The organism is Pseudomonas fontis (genome assembly GCF_028656955.1).
Taxonomy (GTDB): domain Bacteria; phylum Pseudomonadota; class Gammaproteobacteria; order Pseudomonadales; family Pseudomonadaceae; genus Aquipseudomonas; species Aquipseudomonas fontis.
The window spans coordinates 47,128-66,907 of record NZ_JAMDGY010000061.1 but is presented as its reverse complement, the minus strand read 5'-3'; the positions used below and the strand labels follow the sequence as shown (position 1 = coordinate 66,907).

The 19,780-nt window shown below is 62.4% G+C and carries 19 protein-coding genes; 8 read left to right on the top strand and 11 right to left on the bottom strand.

Annotation, left to right across the window (positions count from 1 at the left end; translation table 11 throughout):
- The first annotated feature begins 32 nt into the window (after positions 1–32).
- The gene (locus M5G11_RS19290; protein WP_273910783.1) at positions 33–1,298 is read left to right on the top strand and encodes an Hsp70 family protein; all 1,266 of its coding nucleotides are present in this window, start codon (positions 33–35) and stop codon (positions 1,296–1,298) included.
- Between the two features lie 95 nt (positions 1,299–1,393).
- Here the strand turns inward: M5G11_RS19290 and M5G11_RS19285 are convergent, their stop codons facing one another.
- The 3 genes from M5G11_RS19285 to M5G11_RS19275 form a co-directional block, all read right to left on the bottom strand.
- Positions 1,394–2,401 (bottom strand): AI-2E family transporter, encoded by a 1,008-nt coding sequence (locus M5G11_RS19285; RefSeq protein ID WP_273910782.1) that lies wholly within the window; start codon positions 2,399–2,401, stop codon positions 1,394–1,396.
- A 124-nt stretch (positions 2,402–2,525) separates the two neighbouring features.
- Positions 2,526–2,825, bottom strand: a complete 300-nt coding sequence (locus M5G11_RS19280) for a PsiF family protein (protein WP_273910781.1) — start codon at positions 2,823–2,825, stop codon at positions 2,526–2,528.
- Between the two features lie 72 nt (positions 2,826–2,897).
- Complete coding sequence (locus M5G11_RS19275; protein ID WP_273910793.1) at positions 2,898–3,683, bottom strand: AraC family transcriptional regulator; 786 nt, start codon at positions 3,681–3,683, stop codon at positions 2,898–2,900.
- Positions 3,684–3,780: 97 nt separating this feature from the next.
- On the opposite strand from M5G11_RS19275, the gene M5G11_RS19270 reads away from it, so the two are divergent.
- The gene (locus tag M5G11_RS19270) at positions 3,781–4,692 is read left to right on the top strand and encodes a DMT family transporter (protein ID WP_273910780.1); all 912 of its coding nucleotides are present in this window, start codon (positions 3,781–3,783) and stop codon (positions 4,690–4,692) included.
- Here M5G11_RS19270 and M5G11_RS19265 read toward each other — a convergent pair.
- Entirely contained in the window at positions 4,652–5,542 is an 891-nt protein-coding gene (locus M5G11_RS19265) for an esterase/lipase family protein (RefSeq protein ID WP_273910779.1), read from the bottom strand. The genes M5G11_RS19270 and M5G11_RS19265 overlap by 41 nt on opposite strands.
- Positions 5,543–5,677: 135 nt before the next feature.
- On the opposite strand from M5G11_RS19265, the gene osmE reads away from it, so the two are divergent.
- Both osmE and M5G11_RS19255 read left to right on the top strand, forming a co-directional pair.
- Positions 5,678–6,019, top strand: coding sequence for an osmotically-inducible lipoprotein OsmE (gene osmE / locus M5G11_RS19260; protein WP_273910778.1), 342 nt, complete (start codon positions 5,678–5,680; stop codon positions 6,017–6,019).
- A 32-nt stretch (positions 6,020–6,051) separates the two neighbouring features.
- The gene (locus tag M5G11_RS19255; RefSeq protein ID WP_273910777.1) at positions 6,052–6,582 is read left to right on the top strand and encodes a ferritin-like domain-containing protein; all 531 of its coding nucleotides are present in this window, start codon (positions 6,052–6,054) and stop codon (positions 6,580–6,582) included.
- Positions 6,583–6,767: 185 nt separating this feature from the next.
- On the opposite strand, the gene M5G11_RS19250 is transcribed toward M5G11_RS19255, so the two are convergent.
- Positions 6,768–8,843, bottom strand: a complete 2,076-nt coding sequence (locus M5G11_RS19250) for an AsmA family protein (RefSeq protein WP_273910775.1) — start codon at positions 8,841–8,843, stop codon at positions 6,768–6,770.
- Positions 8,844–9,183: 340 nt separating this feature from the next.
- Here M5G11_RS19250 and M5G11_RS19245 point away from each other — a divergent pair, with 340 nt between their 5' ends.
- The 3 genes from M5G11_RS19245 to M5G11_RS19235 all read left to right on the top strand — a co-directional run bounded on the left by M5G11_RS19245 (position 9,184) and on the right by M5G11_RS19235 (position 11,485).
- Positions 9,184–9,552 (top strand): hypothetical protein, encoded by a 369-nt coding sequence (locus M5G11_RS19245; protein WP_273910774.1) that lies wholly within the window; start codon positions 9,184–9,186, stop codon positions 9,550–9,552.
- A gap of 136 nt (positions 9,553–9,688) precedes the next feature.
- Complete coding sequence (locus M5G11_RS19240) at positions 9,689–10,318, top strand: TetR family transcriptional regulator (RefSeq protein WP_273910773.1); 630 nt, start codon at positions 9,689–9,691, stop codon at positions 10,316–10,318.
- A 57-nt stretch (positions 10,319–10,375) separates the two neighbouring features.
- Entirely contained in the window at positions 10,376–11,485 is a 1,110-nt protein-coding gene (locus M5G11_RS19235) for an AGE family epimerase/isomerase (protein ID WP_273910772.1), read from the top strand.
- 91 nt (positions 11,486–11,576) lie between these two features.
- Here M5G11_RS19235 and M5G11_RS19230 read toward each other — a convergent pair whose 3' ends face one another.
- The 6 genes from M5G11_RS19230 to M5G11_RS19205 all read right to left on the bottom strand — a co-directional run bounded on the left by M5G11_RS19230 (position 11,577) and on the right by M5G11_RS19205 (position 18,119).
- Complete coding sequence (locus M5G11_RS19230; RefSeq protein WP_273910771.1) at positions 11,577–12,344, bottom strand: SDR family oxidoreductase; 768 nt, start codon at positions 12,342–12,344, stop codon at positions 11,577–11,579.
- A gap of 690 nt (positions 12,345–13,034) precedes the next feature.
- Positions 13,035–13,751, bottom strand: coding sequence for an ABC transporter ATP-binding protein (locus M5G11_RS19225; RefSeq protein ID WP_273910770.1), 717 nt, complete (start codon positions 13,749–13,751; stop codon positions 13,035–13,037).
- Complete coding sequence (locus M5G11_RS19220) at positions 13,748–14,623, bottom strand: ATP-binding cassette domain-containing protein (RefSeq protein ID WP_273910769.1); 876 nt, start codon at positions 14,621–14,623, stop codon at positions 13,748–13,750. Before M5G11_RS19220 ends, M5G11_RS19225 begins: the two co-directional genes overlap by 4 nt.
- Positions 14,620–15,903: a high-affinity branched-chain amino acid ABC transporter permease LivM gene (gene livM, locus M5G11_RS19215; RefSeq protein WP_273910768.1), complete on the bottom strand. Its 1,284-nt coding sequence runs from the start codon at positions 15,901–15,903 to the stop codon at positions 14,620–14,622. Before livM ends, M5G11_RS19220 begins: the two co-directional genes overlap by 4 nt.
- 2 nt (positions 15,904–15,905) lie before the next feature.
- Positions 15,906–16,820, bottom strand: a complete 915-nt coding sequence (locus tag M5G11_RS19210) for an ABC transporter permease subunit (protein WP_273910767.1) — start codon at positions 16,818–16,820, stop codon at positions 15,906–15,908.
- A gap of 162 nt (positions 16,821–16,982) precedes the next feature.
- On the bottom strand, positions 16,983–18,119 hold the full coding sequence (locus tag M5G11_RS19205) for a branched-chain amino acid ABC transporter substrate-binding protein (RefSeq protein WP_273910766.1): 1,137 nt from the start codon (positions 18,117–18,119) through the stop codon (positions 16,983–16,985).
- Positions 18,120–18,577: 458 nt separating this feature from the next.
- Here M5G11_RS19205 and pncB point away from each other — a divergent pair, with 458 nt between their 5' ends.
- On the top strand, positions 18,578–19,780 hold the full coding sequence (gene pncB, locus M5G11_RS19200) for a nicotinate phosphoribosyltransferase (RefSeq protein WP_273910765.1): 1,203 nt from the start codon (positions 18,578–18,580) through the stop codon (positions 19,778–19,780).

Here is a 19,780-nt window from a genome sequence, read left to right as displayed (position 1 = left end):
GCGCGGCCGTTTTTCCCCCGGAAGCTCTTGCAATGAGTCACCCCACCCCGGCCCGCGCCTGCGGCATCGACTTCGGCACCTCCAACTCCACCGTCGGCTGGCATCGCCCGGGCGAGGAAACGCTGATCGCCCTGGAAGACGGCAAGATCACCTTGCCCTCGGTGGTGTTCTTCAATATCGAGGAGCGTCGCCCGGCCTACGGCCGCCTGGCGCTGCACGAGTACCTGGAAGGCTACGAAGGGCGCCTGATGCGCTCGCTCAAGAGCCTGCTGGGCTCCAAGCTGATCAAGCACGACACCAGCGTGCTGGGCACCGCGCTGCCGTTCAAGGACTTGCTGGGGATGTTCATCGGCGAGCTGAAAAAACGCGCCGAAGCCAATGCCGGCCGCGCCTTCGATGACGTGGTGCTGGGCCGCCCGGTGTTCTTCGTCGATGACGATGCCGCCGCCGACCAGGAAGCTGAAGACACCCTGGCGCAAGTAGCGAAGAAGATCGGCTTCAAGAACGTGTCGTTCCAGTACGAGCCGATTGCCGCAGCCTTCGACTACGAGTCGGGTATCGACAAGGAAGAGCTGGTACTGATCGTCGACATCGGCGGCGGTACCTCGGACTTCTCGCTGGTGCGCCTGGCCCCTGAGCGGCACATGCTCGACGACCGCCAGAACGACATCCTCGCCACCGGCGGCGTGCACATCGGCGGCACCGACTTCGACAAGCAACTGAGCCTGCAAGGCGTGATGCCGCTGTTCGGCTATGGCAGCCGGATGAAGAGCCAGGCACTGATGCCGACCAGCTATCACCTGAACCTGGCCACCTGGCACACCATCAACTCGGTGTACTCGCAAAAGTCCCAACTGGCGCTGGGCAACATGCGCTATGACATCGAGGACACGGGCGGCATCGACCGCCTGTTCAAGCTGATCGAGCAGCGCGCCGGGCACTGGCTGGCGATGGAAGTGGAAGAGACCAAGATCGAGCTGACCCACGCGCAGAACCGCTTGGTGGACCTGAGCCGAGTCGAGAAAGGCCTGGAAGTCGACCTGAGTCGGGCGTTGTTCGAAGCGTCGATCGAGAACCTGCTGAGCCGCGTGCGCGGCAGCGTCGATGAGCTGCTGCGCAAGGCTGGCGTAAGCGTCGAGCAGGTGGATACGGTGTTCTTCACCGGCGGTTCGAGCGGCATCCCGGCACTGCGCCAGAGCGTGGCGGCGATGCTGCCGCAGGCGCGGCACGTGGAAGGCAACATCTTCGGCAGCATTGGCAGCGGCTTGGCCATTGAGGCGCGCAAGCGTTACGGCTGAGGGCCGCTGTGCGGCCCATCGCTGGCAAGGCCAGCTCCCACAGGGTTTTGCATCATGCCATCATTGTGGGAGCTGGCCTTGCCAGCGATGGCGGCCTACACCAATTCCGCCCGCTTCAATTCACTCTTCAGGTACGCATAGTAGATCGGCCCCGCCACCACCCCCGGCAGCCCGAACGCTGCCTCGAAGATCAGCATCGCCAGCAGCAACTCCCACGACTTGGCACTGATCTGCCCACCGACAATCCGCGCGTTGAGGAAGTACTCGACCTTGTGGATAACGATCAGGTAGCCCAGCGCCGCCATCGCCACCCAGATCGACAACGACAAGCCGACAATCGTGATCAGGGTGTTCGACATCAGGTTGCCGATCACCGGCAACAACCCCAGCAGGAAGGTCAGCACGATCAGCGTCTTGGTCAACGGCAGGTGCACGTCGAACAACGGCAACACCACCGCCAGGAAGATCCCGGTAAACGCGGTGTTGAGCAGCGAGATCTTGATCTGCGCAAAGACGATATTGCGAAACGCCTGCACCAGCAGCGACAACCGCTCGAACAAGGCAGACGCCAGCGGCTTGCGCTTGGAGATGTCCGGAATGCGCTGCAAGGCCACGATCGCCCCGAGGATCATGCCGATCAGCAAGGTCACGAACATGTGCGCCGCGCCCTTGCCCACCAGTTGCAATTCACCCAGGTGCTTCTTCAGCCATTCACCAATGGCCACCTTGAACTCGGCTGCACTGGCCGGCAGGTAGGAGTCCACGAACGGCGGCAACTGCCCGCGCGCCTGGTCCACCAGCAGCATGAACTTGTCCAGCGACGCCCCCGGGTTTTCCGCCTCGTGCAGCAGGAAGCTGATCGCCCCGGCAAACAGCAGGGTCAGCACGCTGACAATCAAGGTGCCCAGCAACGCTACGGCCAGCCAGCGCGCACGCTCCCCGGCAATCAGGTGCTGCAGCTTGGGCGTGAGCATGTTCACCAGTTCGAACACCAGCAACCCGGCCAACAGGCTCGGCAGCAGCTTGAGCGGCAACACCAGCAACAGCCCGCCGAACACGATGATCCAACTGGCCAGGATCACCTGACGCTGGGTAAAAGTCATACAACCTCTAGCTGGCACGACGATAGAGCCGGCAGTCTGCCAGCCTTCGGCGGACAGGCATAGGGGCGTGCGGCAACGCGGCGCGGGTCAGGGCCTGGCGACCATGACCCACGCGCAGGCGAGGTTATTTCTTCAGGCAGGTGCTCATGAACGCTTTGCGCGCATCACCGGCGAGGGCCTGGGTCTTGGCGTCAGCGTTGCAGGTCTTCATTTTTTCCTGCTGCGGGGTGAGCTTTTTCTCCGCTGCGGCCGGGGTGGCCTTCAGGCAGTTGCTCATGAATGCCTTGCGCGCATCCCCGGATAGGGCCTGGGTCTTGGCGTCGGCATTACAGGTGGTCATCTTTTGCTGTTGAGCCGTATCGGCAAATCCTTGTGAACACATCAACAATCCAATCAGCAGCAACGGCACGCGCAACAATTTCATGGAGTCGTCTCCTGGTCGCCGCGCCCTGCGCGCAGCCTCGAACTCAGTGTAGACAAGAATTTTTACAAGCTTTCAGCCGCGCCGGGCCTGGCGCCGGTATTGCTCCGGGGTACAGCCGGCCTGGCGCTGGAACATCGCGATGAAGGCCGATGGCGCACTGTAGCCGAGGTCGAAGGCGATCTCCTGAATCGAGCTTGCGCCCTCCAGCGCCTCGATGGCCCGCAGGTAGCGCAGGCGCTGGCGCCAGTCGCCGAAGCTGATGCCCAGCTCGCGGATGAACTGCCGGGCCAGGGTGCGTTCGCTGACATGCACGCTGGCCGCCCAGTCCGCCAGCGGGCGGTTGTCGCCGGGGTCGGCGTGCAGCGCCTGGAGGATCGCCAGCAGGCCGGGGCTTTGTGCATAAGGCAGGTAGCAGGTCTGCATCGGGGCCTGTTGCAACTGGTCGACCAGCACTTCGGCCAGGCGCTGGTCTGCCGGGCTGTGCGCGACATTCAGGTCGCGGTTGGCGAAGTCGCCAAGGATCGCCTTGAGAATGTCGCTGATCACCAGCGTGCAAGCCTGTGCCGGCAAGCCCTGGGACAGCTCGCGCGACAGGTACACCGAGCGGTAGACGATGGCCTGCGGGTTGTAGCAACTGTGCTCGGTGTCAGGCGGGATCCACACCGCATATTGCGGCGGCGAGAAAAAGCGCTGCCCGGCGATCTCCAGTTGCATCACCCCATGCGCGGCATAGTTGAGTTGGCCCCAGGCATGCTGGTGCGCGGCGCTGTGGGTGTCGGCGCCGAACTCGTCGTAGCGGAAGTACACCGGCGCCGGCAGGGCGTCGAATTGCGGGATATCGAGGTATTTGCGCATCAGCTGTCTGGATCGATGGGTGAGCTGTCTGGATCGAAGTATAAGCCTTGAGACAGACAAGCGGATAATGGCGACCGTTATCCTTCAGAGTTCCTGTTTCATGAATTACCTGTTCCCCCTGCTGGCAATCCTCATCTGGGCCGGCAATACGGTGGTCAACAAGCTGGCGGTCGGGGCGATATTCCCGGCCGAGATCGGCTTCTACCGCTGGTTGATCGCCGGCCTGCTGTTCACCCCCTTCCTGCTGCGCCCGGTGCTGCGCAACTGGCCGAACATCCGCCCGCACCTGGGCAAGATCTTCATCCTCGGCGTGCTCGGCATGGCGGTTTACCAGAGCCTGGCGTACTTCGCCGCGTCCATCACCAGCGCCACCAACATGGGCATCATCCTTTCGCTGATGCCGCTGATGTCGCTCGCGCTGGCAATCATCAGCCTGGGCCAGCGGCTGACCGCCGGGGCCCTGGTGGGTGCCGTGGTGTCTTTTGCCGGGGTGCTGCTGGTGGTGTCCGGTGGCAGCTTCAGCGCGCTGATCGAGCATGGCCTGAACCTGGGCGATGCGATGATGCTGATCGCTACCCTGGCCTACGCCATCTACAGCACGCTGTTGAAAAAGTGGCAATTGCGCCTGCCGCCGTTGCAACTGCTGTACCTGCAAGTGCTGGTGGCGATCGTGGTGCTGTTGCCGCTGTACCTGATGTCACCCAAAACCGGGCTGAGCCTGCACAACATCGGCCTGGTGCTGTACGCCTGCATACTCGCCTCGATGATCGCGCCACTGGCCTGGATGCAGGCGGTCAGCCGCCTAGGGCCGAGCCGCACGACGCTGTTCTTCAACCTGCTGCCGATTGTTACCGCGTTGATCGCCGCCGTGGTGCTGGACGAGCAATTGGCGCTGTATCACCTGGTCGGCGGCCTGCTGACCCTGGCCGGGGTGATCCTGGCCGAGCGCTGGACCACCCCGCTACGGCGCCTCAAAGCCCCGCAGCCTGCAAGCGCGCCGCGTGCTCGGTAAACAGGCGCACCGGCTCGGCGCCCTTGCCGACGGCGCCGAGTGACTGGTTGACGATGTCCAGGTGGTCGAGCGGGTAGTTGTCGCCGATCACCTGGCCCAGGTGCGAGCTGTTGCGCCCGACCATGCCATCGCACTGCCCCGCCTCACGCACGAAGCTGCGGGCGAACAGCCGGCAGAAACGATTGCTGCCATCCAGGCGGTTCAGGCCACGGTCGGTGATGCCTGGTTGCAGGGTCCCCGACCATGAGTAGTAGCGCACGCCGTTGACCTCGTAAGGGCCCTCCCCGCCCCAGGTGGTCGGCAGCCCCTGTGGACAACTCAGGTTGAAGCGCTCGACGCCTTCGCGGGTAAGTGAGTGGTGCGAGGCGTGCACATCGATGGGCAGGCGTGGCCCGCGCCAGCCGGTCTCCAGCCAGTGCATCAGCACACCCAGGCCATGCAGCACGGCTTTGAGCAGGCGCCCGCGCGGCGAACTGGCGGGGTAGTTCAGGTGCAGGTAGTCGGCCAGTTCCGAGCCATGGTTGGGCCCGGCAATGGAGGTGACCGAGGCCACCCACTCCGGACGTTTGGCGGCGGCGTAGCGCGCGGTCAGTGCACCCTGGCTGTGGCCGAGCAGGTTGACCTTGTCGGCGCCGGTGTCACGGCGAATGGCCTCGATGATCGTCAGCAACTGCTCGCCGCGCACCTCGGTGCTGTTGAGCGGCGAGACCTGTACCGGCACCACCGTCGCTCCGCCCCGGCGCAATGCCGAGACGATGCCGAACCAGTAGGGGTAGAGCAGCAGGCGCACAAAACCGAGCATGCCCGGCACCAGGACCAGTGGATAACGTGTGGCAAGCGCTTGCGACATGGGCGGCGTTCCCGTTCCGTGGAGGCTCGGTACACACTACAGGCACACCACTGGCGCTGCCAATCGAACTCCCGGCGCGCGCTGGGGTTCCAATCGTGTATCGGGCCATGACGGCCTTCACGAGGGAGCGGCACCATGTACAAGCACGTCCTGGCTGTTCTGTTGGCAAGCGCGACCCTGGCCGGCTGCAGCAGCCGCCCGGAGAACCCCGTCGATTACGTCACCTACCGCGAAGAACCACTGGTCAAGCAGGTGGAAAACGGCATGACCATGCAGCGGGTGATCGCCATTGGCGGCAGCCCGTCCACGGTGATCGACTTGCCCCATGGTGGCACCTGCAACAACTACATCCTCAACCGTGAAGGGCATCAGCAGGCCTACTACGTGCGTTTCGATGCGACCGGGCATGTCGATGCCAAGGGCTTCAAGACCTGTGAACAACGCCAAAAAGACGATGTGAAAGCCTCTGGCGCGTAAATCTTTCTACCGTATCCAACCTGGAGAAGATGATGAGCAACGTTGAACTGACCGATGTGAAAACCCTGCGCGAGCGTGCCCGCAAGCATGTGGAGCACGGCGCGGTGACCGAGGGCTACAGCGCCGACCGCGAGCAGATCCTGCGTTTGCTCAACGAGACACTCGCCACTGAGTGGGTCTGTGCACTGCGCTACAAGCGTCACTACTACATGGCCAGCGGGATCAAGGCGAGCGTGGCGGCGGACGAGTTTCTCGAGCATGCCACCCAGGAGCTGGAGCATGCCGACAAGTTGGCCGAGCGGATTGTGCAACTGGGCGGTGAGCCGGACCTGAACCCGGACAACCTGAGCAAGAACTCACATGCCCAATATGTGGCCGGCAAGAACCTCAAGGAGATGGTCCTGGAAGACCTGGTCGCGGAGCGGATCGCGATTGACAGCTACCGCGAGATCATCCAGTACATCGGTGAATCGGACCCGACCACGCGGCGCATCTTCGAGGACATCCTGGCTCAGGAAGAAGAGCATGCCGATGATATGGCGGATTTGCTCAAAGGGCTTTGAAGGACGCCCTGCGCGAGCAACTGCCTTGCAGTAATTTCTGTGGGAGCTGGCCTTGCCGGCGATCGACCGCATAGCGGTCGTAGAACCTGCTGGCGCTTCGCGCCAGATCGCCGGCAAGGCCGGCTCCCACAGGGTTCACCAGATATACAGGGTTCACCAGATATTTCGGTGCCAGCCACCGGGTATCAACCGGCCTTCACGGTCTTCGGCGCCTTGCCCGCCTTCATCTGTTCCAGCAACGGCGTGCACTGGTTCGGCTGATCACCACTACTCGGCGCGACCAGCGCCAGCAAGCCCGCCGCCGGCCCCAGCGCCACACCCAACGCCACCATCCCTGCCCCACGCAGCGCCAGCGGTATCGCCTGCACCCCGGCACTGGGCTTGGCAAACGGGCCGCGCACATACAGCGGCGAGCGCAGCGAGAACAAACGCACCCCCTTGGACTCCGGATTGATCTTCAGGTCCAACTGCTCGCTGGCAAAATTCGCCGTGCCGTCGATATACACCACGGCATTCTCGGTATCGAACACGAACAACCGCGTCGTCGCCAAGCCATCCTTGATCCCGACATCCGCCGCCGCACAATTGATCTTCACCTCGTTGTCGCCAAACAGCTTGCCAACCACATAGTTGCCCACGTTCAACCCGGCAATCTCCATCAGGCTCCGGCTGATCGCCCCATCGTTGATCAGCATCTTCAGGTTGCCATTGGAAGTGCCCAGCAGCGCCGCCACCGAGTTGCCACGCCCACTGAGGTCAGCATCACCGTTCAACTCGCCAAAGCTGGTTTTCATCGGCTCGAAGGTCGGGAACAACTGCTTGAGCTTGAAGTGCCGTGCGCTCAATTGCGCCCGCCCCTGCATCGGAACGCTGCGGCCATCCAGGCGGATCTGCGCATCCAGCTTGCCGCCCGCCACGCCAAAGCTCAGCGGTTCCAGGCGCAGCACAGCATCCTCCAGCAGCACCCGGGCAGACAGGTCGTTGAACGGCAGTTGCTCGCTGTGCACGATGCGCTTGCCGGCAAAGCTCACGTCCGCATCCATCGCCCGCCAACGCTCGGTGCGAAACTCCTCGACCGGCAGCACTTTGCCGGACGGCTGCTTGCTGGCCCCTCCACGGGCCTTCTGCTCTGCATTGGAATCAGCACCGATCAGCGGCGCAAGGTCCTTGAACAACAGCTGGTTGGACACCAGCTTGCCGGACAGCTTGGGCCGCGGCTGGCTGGCGACAAACGCCAGGTCGCCATGGATATCGCTGTCACCGATCTTGCCGTTGAAACCCTCGTAGCGGAACGTCGCCCCTCCCGGCTCATGCAGCTTGGCGATCAAGTGGCCGTCGGTTGCGTAGGCGGGCGAGTCCGGCAGGGTCACGCCGGTCAGCGGGTACAGGTTGCCCAGGCTTGCGCCCGAGAGTTTCAGGCGCAGGTCCAGTGCACCGAGGTTGCGCAGGTCGGTCAGGGTGCCGGCCAGGACGATGCGGGTGTCGGCGATCTTCACGTCGGCCTGCACCGGGAACGGCTTGCGCGCATCCTGCAGGGCCAGCAGGCCGCCAATCTTGCCGGTGCCGGCCAACGCCTGGCCCTTGTAGCGGCCATTGACCTTCAGCCCGAAGGCGTAGTCCTGCGGTGCGTCACCTTGCTCGGCAGCCTTCTTCGCCGAGGCACTGCCGACGATGTCGGAAAACGGGATCGGCTTGCCCAGCGGGTCGATCACCACGTCCAGCTGGGTTTGCAGGGTCTTGTCGTCATAGCCCACCTGGCCCTGGTCAAAACCAATGGCGCCGATGTCCAGCAGCCACTGCGACGGCTCGGCATTGGCGTCCTTGGGCCCGAAGTCGAAGGTCCAGTTGGCCCGGCCATCCGCCAGGCGGGTAAGCCGCCCCGTTGGCTGGGTCAGGTCGATCCGCGGAATGCTGATGCGCTGCACCAGCAGCGGCAGTGGCGACAAGCGAAACTCGACGCGTTTGAGCCCGGCCATTTGCGGGTCCTTGAGCCAGTCCGGGTTGCCCAGGGTCAGGTCCTCGGCAATGAAATGCGGCCAGGGCACCCAGGCGCGCCAGCCGCCTTCGTCCGGCTCGCGCTGCCACTGCACGGCCAGGTTGCCGTTGATCGCGAACGGGCGGTGCAAGGCTTCGGAAACCTTCTCGTTGAGCAGCGGCTTGACCCGGTTCCAGTCGAAGGTGGCGATGACGATCACCAGGATCGCCAGCACCAGCAGCAGGCTGGCGAGGGTCCAGGTGATGATTTTGACAGGGCGCGTCATTGCACGGATCTCCTGATGACAACGTGGCAAAAAGCGTGCGCAGTGATGGCACTTAATCTTCGGACTGATGAAACGCTCAGGGGTTTAATCCGCAGGTGATGTTTGCGCGGCGTTTCCTGACTGTTTCGCCAGAATCATCGTGCCGGGTACAGGCAGAATCGCCTGCGCTCACCCCCTAAAACCTACTGGAGCACTCTGGAAAGCCCTGAGCTAGAGCTGTCCCCGTAAAGTATCAATCCTGTTGATTGTTACCATTACCTTTATGAACTTTTATATCTAATTCTCAAGAGTAGCATTGGCTTCGTACCCACTTTCCAGCCCTCCCAAGGAGCGCCAAACCATGAAACGCCAATTGCTGCTGAGCTTGTCCCTGTCCATCCTGGCGGCCAACGCCTTTGCTCTCCCTGCTGCCGACCAGCACCTGTCCGCCGAAGCCCGCTCGAGCTCAAGCGTGATTTCCCAGCCCCTGAATACCCTGGCTGAAGGCGGTTCGGATCGTTTGCTGGAACGTAGCAACAAAGTCGCCGAGGGTGGTTCTGACCGCCTGAAAGAACGCGCTGGCCGCGTAGCTGAAGGTGGCTCGGATCGTCTGCTGGAACGCAACAACAAAGTCGCCGAAGGCGGTTCTGATCGTCTGATCGAACGCAGCAACAAAGTTGCCGAAGGCGGTTCTGATCGCCTGATCGAGAAAAACCAGCGTGTGAGCTAAGCCTATGCCCTATAACAAGAAGCCAAAATGCACTTGCGCCGTCTCCCCCCCAAGCCCGGTCAATCGACCGGGCTTTGTTTTTCCGCGCTGGGCCCATTAGAGTGCAGGGCTGTTTTACTGCGAACCGAAATTGACCATGCTGCCCCGCGCCGAACAGAAGCTACAGACCCGCCAAGCCCTGCTGGATGCTGCCCGCCACCTGATGGAATGCGGTCGCGGCTTCGGCAGCATCAGCCTGCGTGAAGTCGCCAAGAGCGCCGGCATCGTGCCGACCGGCTTCTACCGGCACTTCTCCGACATGGACCAACTGGGCCTGGCCCTGGTCACCGATGTAGACGAAACCTTCCGCCAGACCATTCGCCTGGTACGCCAGAACGAATTCGAGCTGGGTGGGATCACCGATGCGTCGGTACGGATCTTCCTCGATGTGGTGGCGGACAACCGCGCGCAGTTCCTGTTCCTGGCCCGTGAGCAGTACGGTGGCTCGCAGCCGGTGCGCCAGGCGATTGCCAAGCTGCGCGAGGCGATCAGTTCTGACCTGGCCTCTGACCTGGGGCGCATGGCGCGCTGGCAGCACCTGGACCAGGCCGCGCTGGCGGTAATGGCGGACCTGGTGGTGAAGACCGTGTTTGCCACCCTGCCCGAACTGATCGACCCCGCCCAGCTCAAGCCGGGGCAGTTGAGTGCCCAGGCCAAGATTACCCAGCAGTTGCGCTTCATCTTTGTCGGGGCCAAGCACTGGCAGGGCCTCAGCAGCCTGGGTTGAGCCCAGTGCAAATCCTGCTACCATGCCCGCAAACGCCTCCATCGCGACGACTTATCCATGCCTGACCTGCGTACCGCCCAGCCTGAACTGCCCGCCCTGCTCGACGAAGTCCAGCAACACTTCGACCAGCGCATCGTGCCGCTCTGGCAAGGCCCGGGCTGGAACACAGACATGGCCCTGCCCTACGAAGCGCTCGACCCACAGCACCAGCCATTGCCGCCCCAGCGCTACCGCGCCATGGCCTGTGCTCGCCAGCTGTACCTGTTCACCAGTCGCATCGAGCAGCCCGGCGCCGCCGAACGCGCCGCCGCCCTGTTCCGCGCGCTGCAACGGCATTTCCACGATGCCGAACACGGTGGCTGGTTCTACAGCATCGACGCCCAGGGCAAACCGCTGGACCGACGCAAAGACCTCTATACCCACGCCTTCATCGTCTTCGCCTGCGCGCACTACTGGGGCAAGGTGGGTGAGTCGCTGGTCGAGTCGACCCTCAATGCTGCGCTGAGCGTGGTCGCCGAGCGTTTCGCCCGCGACGATGGCCTGTATGAAGCCAGCCTGGGCGAAGACTGGGCAGACCTGGGCAGCGGCCCGCTGCAAAACCCGCTGATGCACCTGGCCGAAGCCTTCCTCGCCACCCTCTCGGTGCGCGAAGACGCTGACGTGCAGGCCGACCTGCAAACACTGACCGAGGCGATGCAGGAACACTTCGTCGACCCCACCCACGGGGTCATGCTGGAGAAGCCGCGCGGGGCTGTGGATAACTGGTTCGAACCAGGGCATCAGTTCGAGTGGTTCTACTTGCTGGAATCTTCGCCGCTGCTGCGCGGCGGTGCGCTGCACCAGTCACTGGAGCGCGCGTTTGTCTTTGCCGAACAGTACGGGGTGAAGGACGCTGCGGTACTGGCGATGCTCAGTGCCGACGGTGAAGTGCGTGATGGCACCCAGCGGGTCTGGGCACAGGCCGAATACCTGCGGGCGCTGGCCTTGCGCCCGGGCGCAGCAGCCAAGGTGTTGGCACAGCTGAAGGTGCTGCAGGCGCGTTTCCTGCCGCAGGCTGGCTGGTATGAATGCCGCGATGCCCGGGGTGAAGTGAGCCGCAGTGATATGCCTTCGACTACGCCCTATCATCTGGCGACTTGTCTGGAAGAGTTGCAGCGCCAGATCTGACGCCATCGCCGGCAAGGCCGGCTCCCACAATGGATCGGTACCTGTGGGAGCCGGCCTTGCCGGCGATGGGGTCACCGCAGCCCCGGAACTATCAGGCCTTGCCCGAACGATCGATCGAGAACCCTGCCCACGCCTGGCTCACCGGCATCAGCTCAAGGCTGTTGATGTTGATATGCGCCGGCTGGTTCATGATCCAGAAGATCGTCTCGGCAATATCCTGCGGCTGAATCGCCTCGGCCCCGGCGTAAGTCGCGTCATAACGCGCCTTGTCCCCACCAAAGCGCACCAGCGAAAATTCGCTCTCGCACAGCCCCGGCTCGATATTGCTCACACGCACGCCAGTGCCCTGCAAATCACAGCGCAAGCTCAGCGAAAACTGCCCGACAAACGCCTTGGTGCCGCCATACACATGGCTGCCCGGGTACGGATAGTTGCCCGCCACCGAACCCACGTTGAGGATGGTCGCCCCGCGCCCATGGGCAATCAGCCGTGGCAGCAGCAGGCGGGTGCTGAACATCAGCCCCTTGATGTTGGTGTCGACCATGGTTTCCCAGTCATCCAGGTCGCACTTGGGCGCCGGGTCCGCGCCCAGCGCCAGGCCTGCGTTGTTGATCAGCCCACGCAGCGTGGCAAACGCCGGCGGCAAGCCTTCGATAGCCGCTTCCATGGCCTTGCGGTCACGCACGTCCAACACCAGGCCGTGCACCTCGGTGTGCTGGGACAACTCGGCACACAGGGCGTCCAGGCGCTCCTGGCGGCGGCCGGTCAGCACCAGCTTCCAGCCGGCCTCGGCAAAACGACGGGCGCAGGCCTCGCCAAATCCAGACGTGGCGCCAGTGATGAACAAGGTGGAAGTCATGACATTCTCCAGAAATCGGTTATCCAACAACAAGGTGAAGACAGGCCATGAAGCATGCCCGCCAGCGGGCAGCGCAGCAAGCCACTTGTGCAGCTGTACAAAAAACGAACAAACCCGTCAAACCCTTGTGCCACAAGGCCTGGCGCAAGCTATACGTACCTTATCCACAAGCGGTTCCACACAGATTGGGGGCAACTCCTACAGGGCAACCCTGAGGTTTTCCACAGCCTGTGGCCGGCCACCAAAAGTATTTTCCTTGACGCCGACGGGGGTCGTTGAACCGTGTTCGACGAGGGCGCGAGCAACGTGATGGCGCAGAGCCTGTAACTACGCTGCCTGGCGCAGTCTTTCCAAGGCTTGCCCACAGAGTTATCCACAGGCATTCGGGGCATTTTTGCCCGCCAAACAGCCTGAACAAAAACCTTGACAAACCAGGCCAGCGCTTTCAAAAAAGCAGCTGATCAAAAAACAACCAAAAGCCTGCAAGCCACGGAATACAAGGGCTTCAGGCAGGTACTACCAAGTTACCCACAGTCACCTCCACACGATCCGTGGACAACTTGAATGGTCGCCAAAACAACCGCTTGCAGCGACTTTCTGCCGCGTTACGCGCAACCCCTGCGATAACTTGTCCACAAAACGCCAGGCAGAAAAAACCCCGGCTTGCCGGGGCTTTTCCTGAACTTGCGGTCAATGTCCGCCAAGATAGGCGTTGCGCACCTCTTCGTTGACCAACAGCTCCTGCCCGGTGCCGGTCAGGCGGATCTCGCCGTTGACCATCACGTAGGCGCGGTCCGACAGCTTGAGCGCATGGTTGGCGTTCTGCTCCACCAGGAAGATGGTCATGCCGGTCTTGGCCAGCTCGCGCAAGGTCGAGAAGATCTGCTTGACCACGATCGGCGCCAGCCCCAGCGACGGCTCATCAAGCAGCAACAGCTTTGGCCGGCTCATCAGGGCCCGGGCTATGGCGAGCATCTGCTGCTCACCACCGGACATGGTCATCGCCCGCTGGTTGCGCCGTTCCTTGAGCCGTGGGAACAGCTCGAACATGCGCTGCATGTCCTCACCGGCGAACTTGTCGCCAATCGGGATGGTGCCCATCATCAGGTTCTCTTCCACCGACATGTCCGGGAACACCCGGCGTCCTTCCGGCGACTGGGCGATCCCGTTGGAGGCGATGTAGTGCGAGGACTTCTGGGTGATGTCGATACCGCGATAGATGATCTGCCCCGCCGCCGCCCGTGGCTGGCCGAAGATCGACATCAGCAGGGTCGACTTGCCGGCGCCGTTGGAGCCGATCAGGCTGACCGTCTCGCCTTCGTCGATGTGCATCGAGACCTTCTTCAGCGCCTGGATCGGCCCGTAGAACACGTCGATCTCTTTCAGTTCGAGGATAGGTGTACTCATACCAGCTCCTCTTCATCGGCGCCCAGATAAGCCGCGATTACCGTCGGGTTGTGACGGATCTCCTGCGGTGCGCCTTCGGCGATCACGTTGCCGTGGTCCAGCACCACGATATGGTCGGAAATGCTCATTACCATGCCCATGTCATGTTCGATCAACACGACGGTCAGGTCGTGCTCGTCGCGCAGCACCCGGATCATCTTGCTCAGGGCTTCGGTTTCCTGCGGGTTGAGGCCCGCTGCCGGTTCGTCCAGGCAGATGATCTGCGGCCGCGTGCACATCGCCCGGGCAATCTCCAGGCGCCGCTGCTGGCCGTAGGACAGCTCGCCGGCCAGGCGGTTGGCGCAGTCGACCAGGTCGACCACCTCCAGCCAGTAGAAGGCGTGGTCCAGGGCGTCGCTTTCAGCCTGGCGATAGGCCTTGGTGTTGAGCACCCCGGCCAGCAGGTTGCGGTTGACCCACATGTGCTGGGCCACCAGCAGGTTCTCCACCACGGACATTTCCTTGAACAGGCGAATGTTCTGGAAGGTCCGTGCCAGGCCCGCGCGGTTCACCAGATGCGTGCCGCCGAACATCTTGTAGTACAGGCGGCTGGCGAAGCGCTTGGGGGAAAGGAAGTCGGCGAACTGGAAGCGCTCGCCGAGCAGCTGGATCACGTTGGTATGGCTGCCGCGCAGGTTCAGCTCGATCTTGCCGCCACTGGCCTTGTAGAACCCGGTAAGGCAGTTGAACACCGTGGTCTTGCCGGCACCGTTGGGGCCGATCAGGGCAAAGATGTCGTTGCGCTTGACCTTGATGCTGACATCGCTGAGCGCCTTGATCCCGCCAAACTGCATCATCAGGTTGTCGACCGAGAGGATAACGTCGTCGCTCATGGCGCCACTCCTTTACGCGGGGTCACACCGGTACGGCTGATGCGGATCAGCCCACGCGGTCGCCAGATCATCATCAACACCATCAACACGCCGAACAGCAGCACGCGGTACTCGGAGAAGCTGCGCAGCAGCTCCGGGGCCACGGTCAGCACGAACGCGGCGATCACCACCCCGACGGTCGAGCCCATGCCGCCCAGCACGACGATGGCGAGGATCAGCGCCGACTCGAAGAAGGTGAACGAGGACGGGTTCACAAAGCCCTGGTAACTGGCGAAGAACACCCCGGCAAGGCCTGCGGTGGAAGCACCGAGGGTGAAGGCCGAGAGTTTCACCAGCACGTGGTTCAAGCCCATCGAGCGGCAGGCGATCTCGTCTTCGCGCAGCGCTTCCCAGGCGCGCCCGACCGGCATGCGGGTCAGCCGGTGCTTGATGTACAGCACCGCCAGCACCACCAGGAACAGCACGATGTAGATGAACAGGAACTTCAGGTTGGGGTTGTATTCGATGCCGAAGAACTCATGGAACGGCACCCCGCCGTCCTTGGCCCGACGGCCGAACTCCAGGCCCATGAAGGTCGGCGACGGCACCGGCATGCCGTTCGGCCCGCCAGTGAACGACAGCCAGTTGTTCAGCACCAGGCGGATGATTTCACCAAAGCCCAGGGTCACGATGGCCAGGTAGTCACCGTGCATCCTCAGCACCGGGAAGCCCAATATGCACCCGGCCAGTGCCGCCGCGATGGCCGCCAGTGGCAGCACCGTCCAGAAGCCCAGGCCCAGGTACTGGTAACCCAGCGCCAGCCCATAGGCACCAATGGCATAGAACGCCACGTAACCCAGGTCGAGCAGGCCGGCCAGGCCCACCACGATGTTCAGCCCCAGGCCGAGCAGCACGTAGATCAGCCCGAGGATGACCACGGTCAGCAGGTACTTGTTGGCGAAGAACGGGAAGACGATGGCGATCACGATCAGCGCCGGGATGATCCAGCGCAGGCGCGACTTGTAGTCCGGTGCCAGCACGTGAACCCCGGAGCCGCCGCCTTCGAAGCCTTGCAAGATGGCCTGGCCCCTGGCGGTTTGCATGAACAGGCTGAGCACGAAGCGCCCGGCCATGACCCCGGCTACCAGCCACGCCACGCGCTTGGGTTCGAGGTTGAAACTGTAGCCGTCCAGCACGACCCCCACGATGGGGCCGAAGACGATCAGGGAAATCAGCCCGGCGAGGATCGTGTCGATCAGGCTGCGCTTGATATCGAATGCAGTGGTTTTGGCAGCAGACATACTTACACCTTCGCCACGAGTGGGCGACCCAGCAGGCCTTGGGGACGGAAGATCAGGATCAGCACCAGCAGCGAGAAGCTGAACACGTCTTTGTAGTCGGAGTTGATCAACCCGGAGAACAGCGACTCGGAGATCCCGAGGATGATCCCGCCGAGCATGGCGCCCGGTAGCGAGCCGATGCCACCGAGTACCGCAGCGGTGAAGGCCTTGATGCCGATGATGAAGCCGGCATAGAAGTCGAAGGTGCCGTAGTTCATGGTGATCAGCACACCGGCCAACGCCGCCATGACTGCACCGATGACGAACACGTAGGAGATCACCCGGTCGGTGTTGATGCCGAGGATCGAGGCCATCTTGCGGTCTTGCTGGGTGGCCCGGCACATGCGGCCCAGCTTGGTGTACTTGATGATGTAGGTGAGCAGGCCCATGCCGACGAAGGCCGCCACCAGGATGAAGATCTTGGTGTAGGTCAGCTGGACGAAGCCGCTGCCGATATCAACCCGCAGGGCGCCTTCGAGCAGGGTCGGAACGCCTTGCTGGCGTGCGCCCTGGGCGATCTGTGCGTAGTTCTGCAGGATCAGCGAAATACCGATGGCACTGATCAGCGGTGCCAGCCGGGTGGAGTTGCGCAGTGGTTTGTAGGCGATGCGTTCGATGGTCCAGCCATATACGCCGGTAACCACCACGGTGAAGATCAGGGTGCCGAGAATCAGCAGCGGGAAGGATTCCAGTCCGAAATACGCCAGCAATGCCAGGCCGATTGCCGCGAGGTACGCGGAAATCATGTACACCTCGCCGTGCGCGAAGTTGATCATGCCGATGATGCCATAGACCATTGTGTAGCCGATGGCGATCAGACCATAGACAGACCCCAGGGTCAGCCCATTGATCAGTTGCTGCAGGAAAATACCATCCATAACGCAATCTCACGTATTTGAGATTGCACAGCGCCGACTACGGTGAGCCCCGGATGAAGCGGCCCTCGCAGCGCAGGGTTGTGCAGATCTACGAGAAAAGACAGGTACGGCGCAGAACCGGGTAGCGACCCGGGCCACCAGGGCCCGGGTCGGTTACCGTTGTTATTTTTGTTTTTCCAGTTGGTGATACTTGCCGTTCGCGTCCCACTGATAGACCACGTAGTCGGAGACCGTCAGGTCGCCCTTGGAATCCCACTTCTTGTCACCCATCACGGTTTTCACTGTGTTGGCCTTGAGCCATTTGGCCGCGTCCTCGCCCTTGTTCGACTTGGCGCCGTTGAAGGCGGCCGCCAGTGCCTGGAGCGACGCGTAGGCGTACAGGGTGTAGCCTTCAGGCTCGGTACCGGCTTTGCGGAATGCGTCCACCACCGCCTTGCTCTCAGGCAGCAGGCGCGGGTCGGCGCCAAAGGTCATGTACACGCCATCGACATACTGCGCGCCACCGGCGGTGGTCACCAGCTCATCGGTGACGATGCCGTCATCGGACATGAACTTCACATCCTTCAGGCCCTGCTCACGCAGTTGACGAACCAGTGGGCCGGCTTCCGGGTGCAGGCCGCCGAAGTAGACAACGTCGGCACCGGCAGCGCGGATCTTGGTGACCACGGCGCTGAAGTCTTTTTCGCCACGGGTCAGGCCTTCGTACAGTACCGGGGCCACGCCACGTTTGGTCAGCTGAGCCTTGGTGGCATCTGCCAGGCCTTGGCCGTAGGTGTCCTTGTCGTGCAGCACCACGACTTTCTTGCCCTTGAGCACGTCGACAATGTAGTCGCCCGCGACGATGCCCTGCTGGTCGTCGCGCCCGCACATGCGGAACATGGCGCTCAGGCCGCGCTCGGTTACCTGTGGGTTGGTCGAACCCGGCGTGATCGCGATGATCCCGGCTTCGTCATACACCTCGGAAGCCGGAATGGTGTTGGAGGAGCAGAAGTGCCCGACCACACCGACGACCTTGTCCTGGTCGACCAGGCGGTTGGCCACGGCCACGGCCTGCTTCGGCTCGCAGGCGTCATCGCCCTTGACCAGCACGATCTTCTCGCCATTCACCCCGCCGGCCGCGTTGATCGAATCAGCCGCCGCCTGCGCACCTTTCATGTACTGCTCGCCAAACGCCGCGTTGGCACCGGTCATCGGGCCCGCTACACCGATCTTGATGTCGGCCTGAACATACGAAGAAACACCCAGCGCCGTTGCTACGGCCAGGGCCAGGAAACCTTTCTTGTAAAACGTCTGCGACATGAGGTGGTGCTCCTGAATATTTTTTTGGTTGGCACTACAACGATCAGCAATTGCGATGAGCAAGCGCCGTGCCAGTGGATTTTTGTTTGGAGAAAACACCGGTAAAGGATTGGCATCGCTGGCGGATGCGCCATTTTCATTGGCCGTGCAACCGTCTGCCGCAGGGAAAGCGCCACCTGTAAAAGCGAAAAAGCGCAACCGCTCAGTGCCATCATTGCAACCTCGCCAAGTGTTTACGTGCAACTACCCTGTAACAAGATGCGTAACCGAACTGCACATCCTTGGTGCGCGACTGCTACAGCGGGCACCAATAGAGGCTAGCTGGCCGGAGGGGAAAACGCCGGTTCCCATAGCCTGCTACCTATTTACCCCGTGACAGGCGGCAACAGCAGGAAAAACACTGGCACAATGAGCGCCATTGGCGGCCTTGATGGCACCCGCCACTTATGGAGCCTTATATGAGCGAGAGCGCATTCGCCGAGCGCATCGTGCAGAGCCTGCTCGACACCGACTTCTACAAGCTGACGATGATGCAGGCGGTGCTGCACAACTACCCCAACGTCGACGTCGAATGGGAGTTTCGCTGCCGCAACGGCGAAGACCTGCGCCCTTATCTGGAGCAGATCCGCGAGCAGATCGAGCACCTCTGCGAGCTGAGCATCAGCAGCGAAGAGCTGGGTTTCCTCGAACAGATCAGTTTCATGAAGCCGGATTTCCTGCGCTTTCTCGGGCTGTTCCGCTTCAACCTGCGTTACCTGCACCTGGCCATCGAGCACGACGAACTGGTGCTGCGCCTGCAGGGCCCGTGGCTGCACGTGATCCTCTTCGAGGTGCCGTTGCTGGCGATCATCAGCGAAGTGCGCAACCGGCAACGTTATCCACAGGTGACCCTGGCCCAGGCCCGCGACCAACTGCACCGCAAGTTCGACTGGCTGCGCGCCAATGCCTACGACGATGAGCTGGCCGCCTTGCAGGTAGCCGACTTCGGCACCCGCCGGCGCTTCTCCTATGGCGTGCAGGAGGAAGTGGTAAAGGTGCTCAAGGCCGACTTCCCGGCGCGCTTTGTCGGCACCAGCAACGTGCACCTGGCCCGCCAGCTGGACATCAAGCCACTGGGCACCATGGCCCACGAGTGGATCATGGCCCACCAGCAACTCGGCCCACGGCTGATCGACAGCCAGATCGCCGCGCTGGATTGCTGGGTCCGCGAGTACCGTGGCCTGCTGGGCATCGCCCTGACCGACTGCATCACCATGGATGCTTTCCTCGGTGACTTCGACCTGTACTTCGCCAAGCTGTTCGACGGCCTGCGCCATGACTCCGGCGACCCGGTGCTGTGGGCGGAAAAGGCCATCGCGCACTACCGCAGCCTAGGCATCGACCCGATGACCAAGACCCTGGTGTTCTCTGATGGGCTGAACCTGGCCAAGTCATTGCAGATCTTCCGGGCCCTGCGCGGGCGCATCAATGTCAGCTTTGGCATTGGTACCAACCTGACCTGTGACATTCCCGGGGTGGCGCCGATGAGCATCGTGCTTAAAATGACCGACTGTAACGGCCAGCCCGTGGCAAAGATCTCCGACGAGGCTGCCAAGACCCAATGCCGCGACGCGAATTTCGTCGCCTACCTGCGCCATGTATTCAAAGTGCCCAAGGAGTAA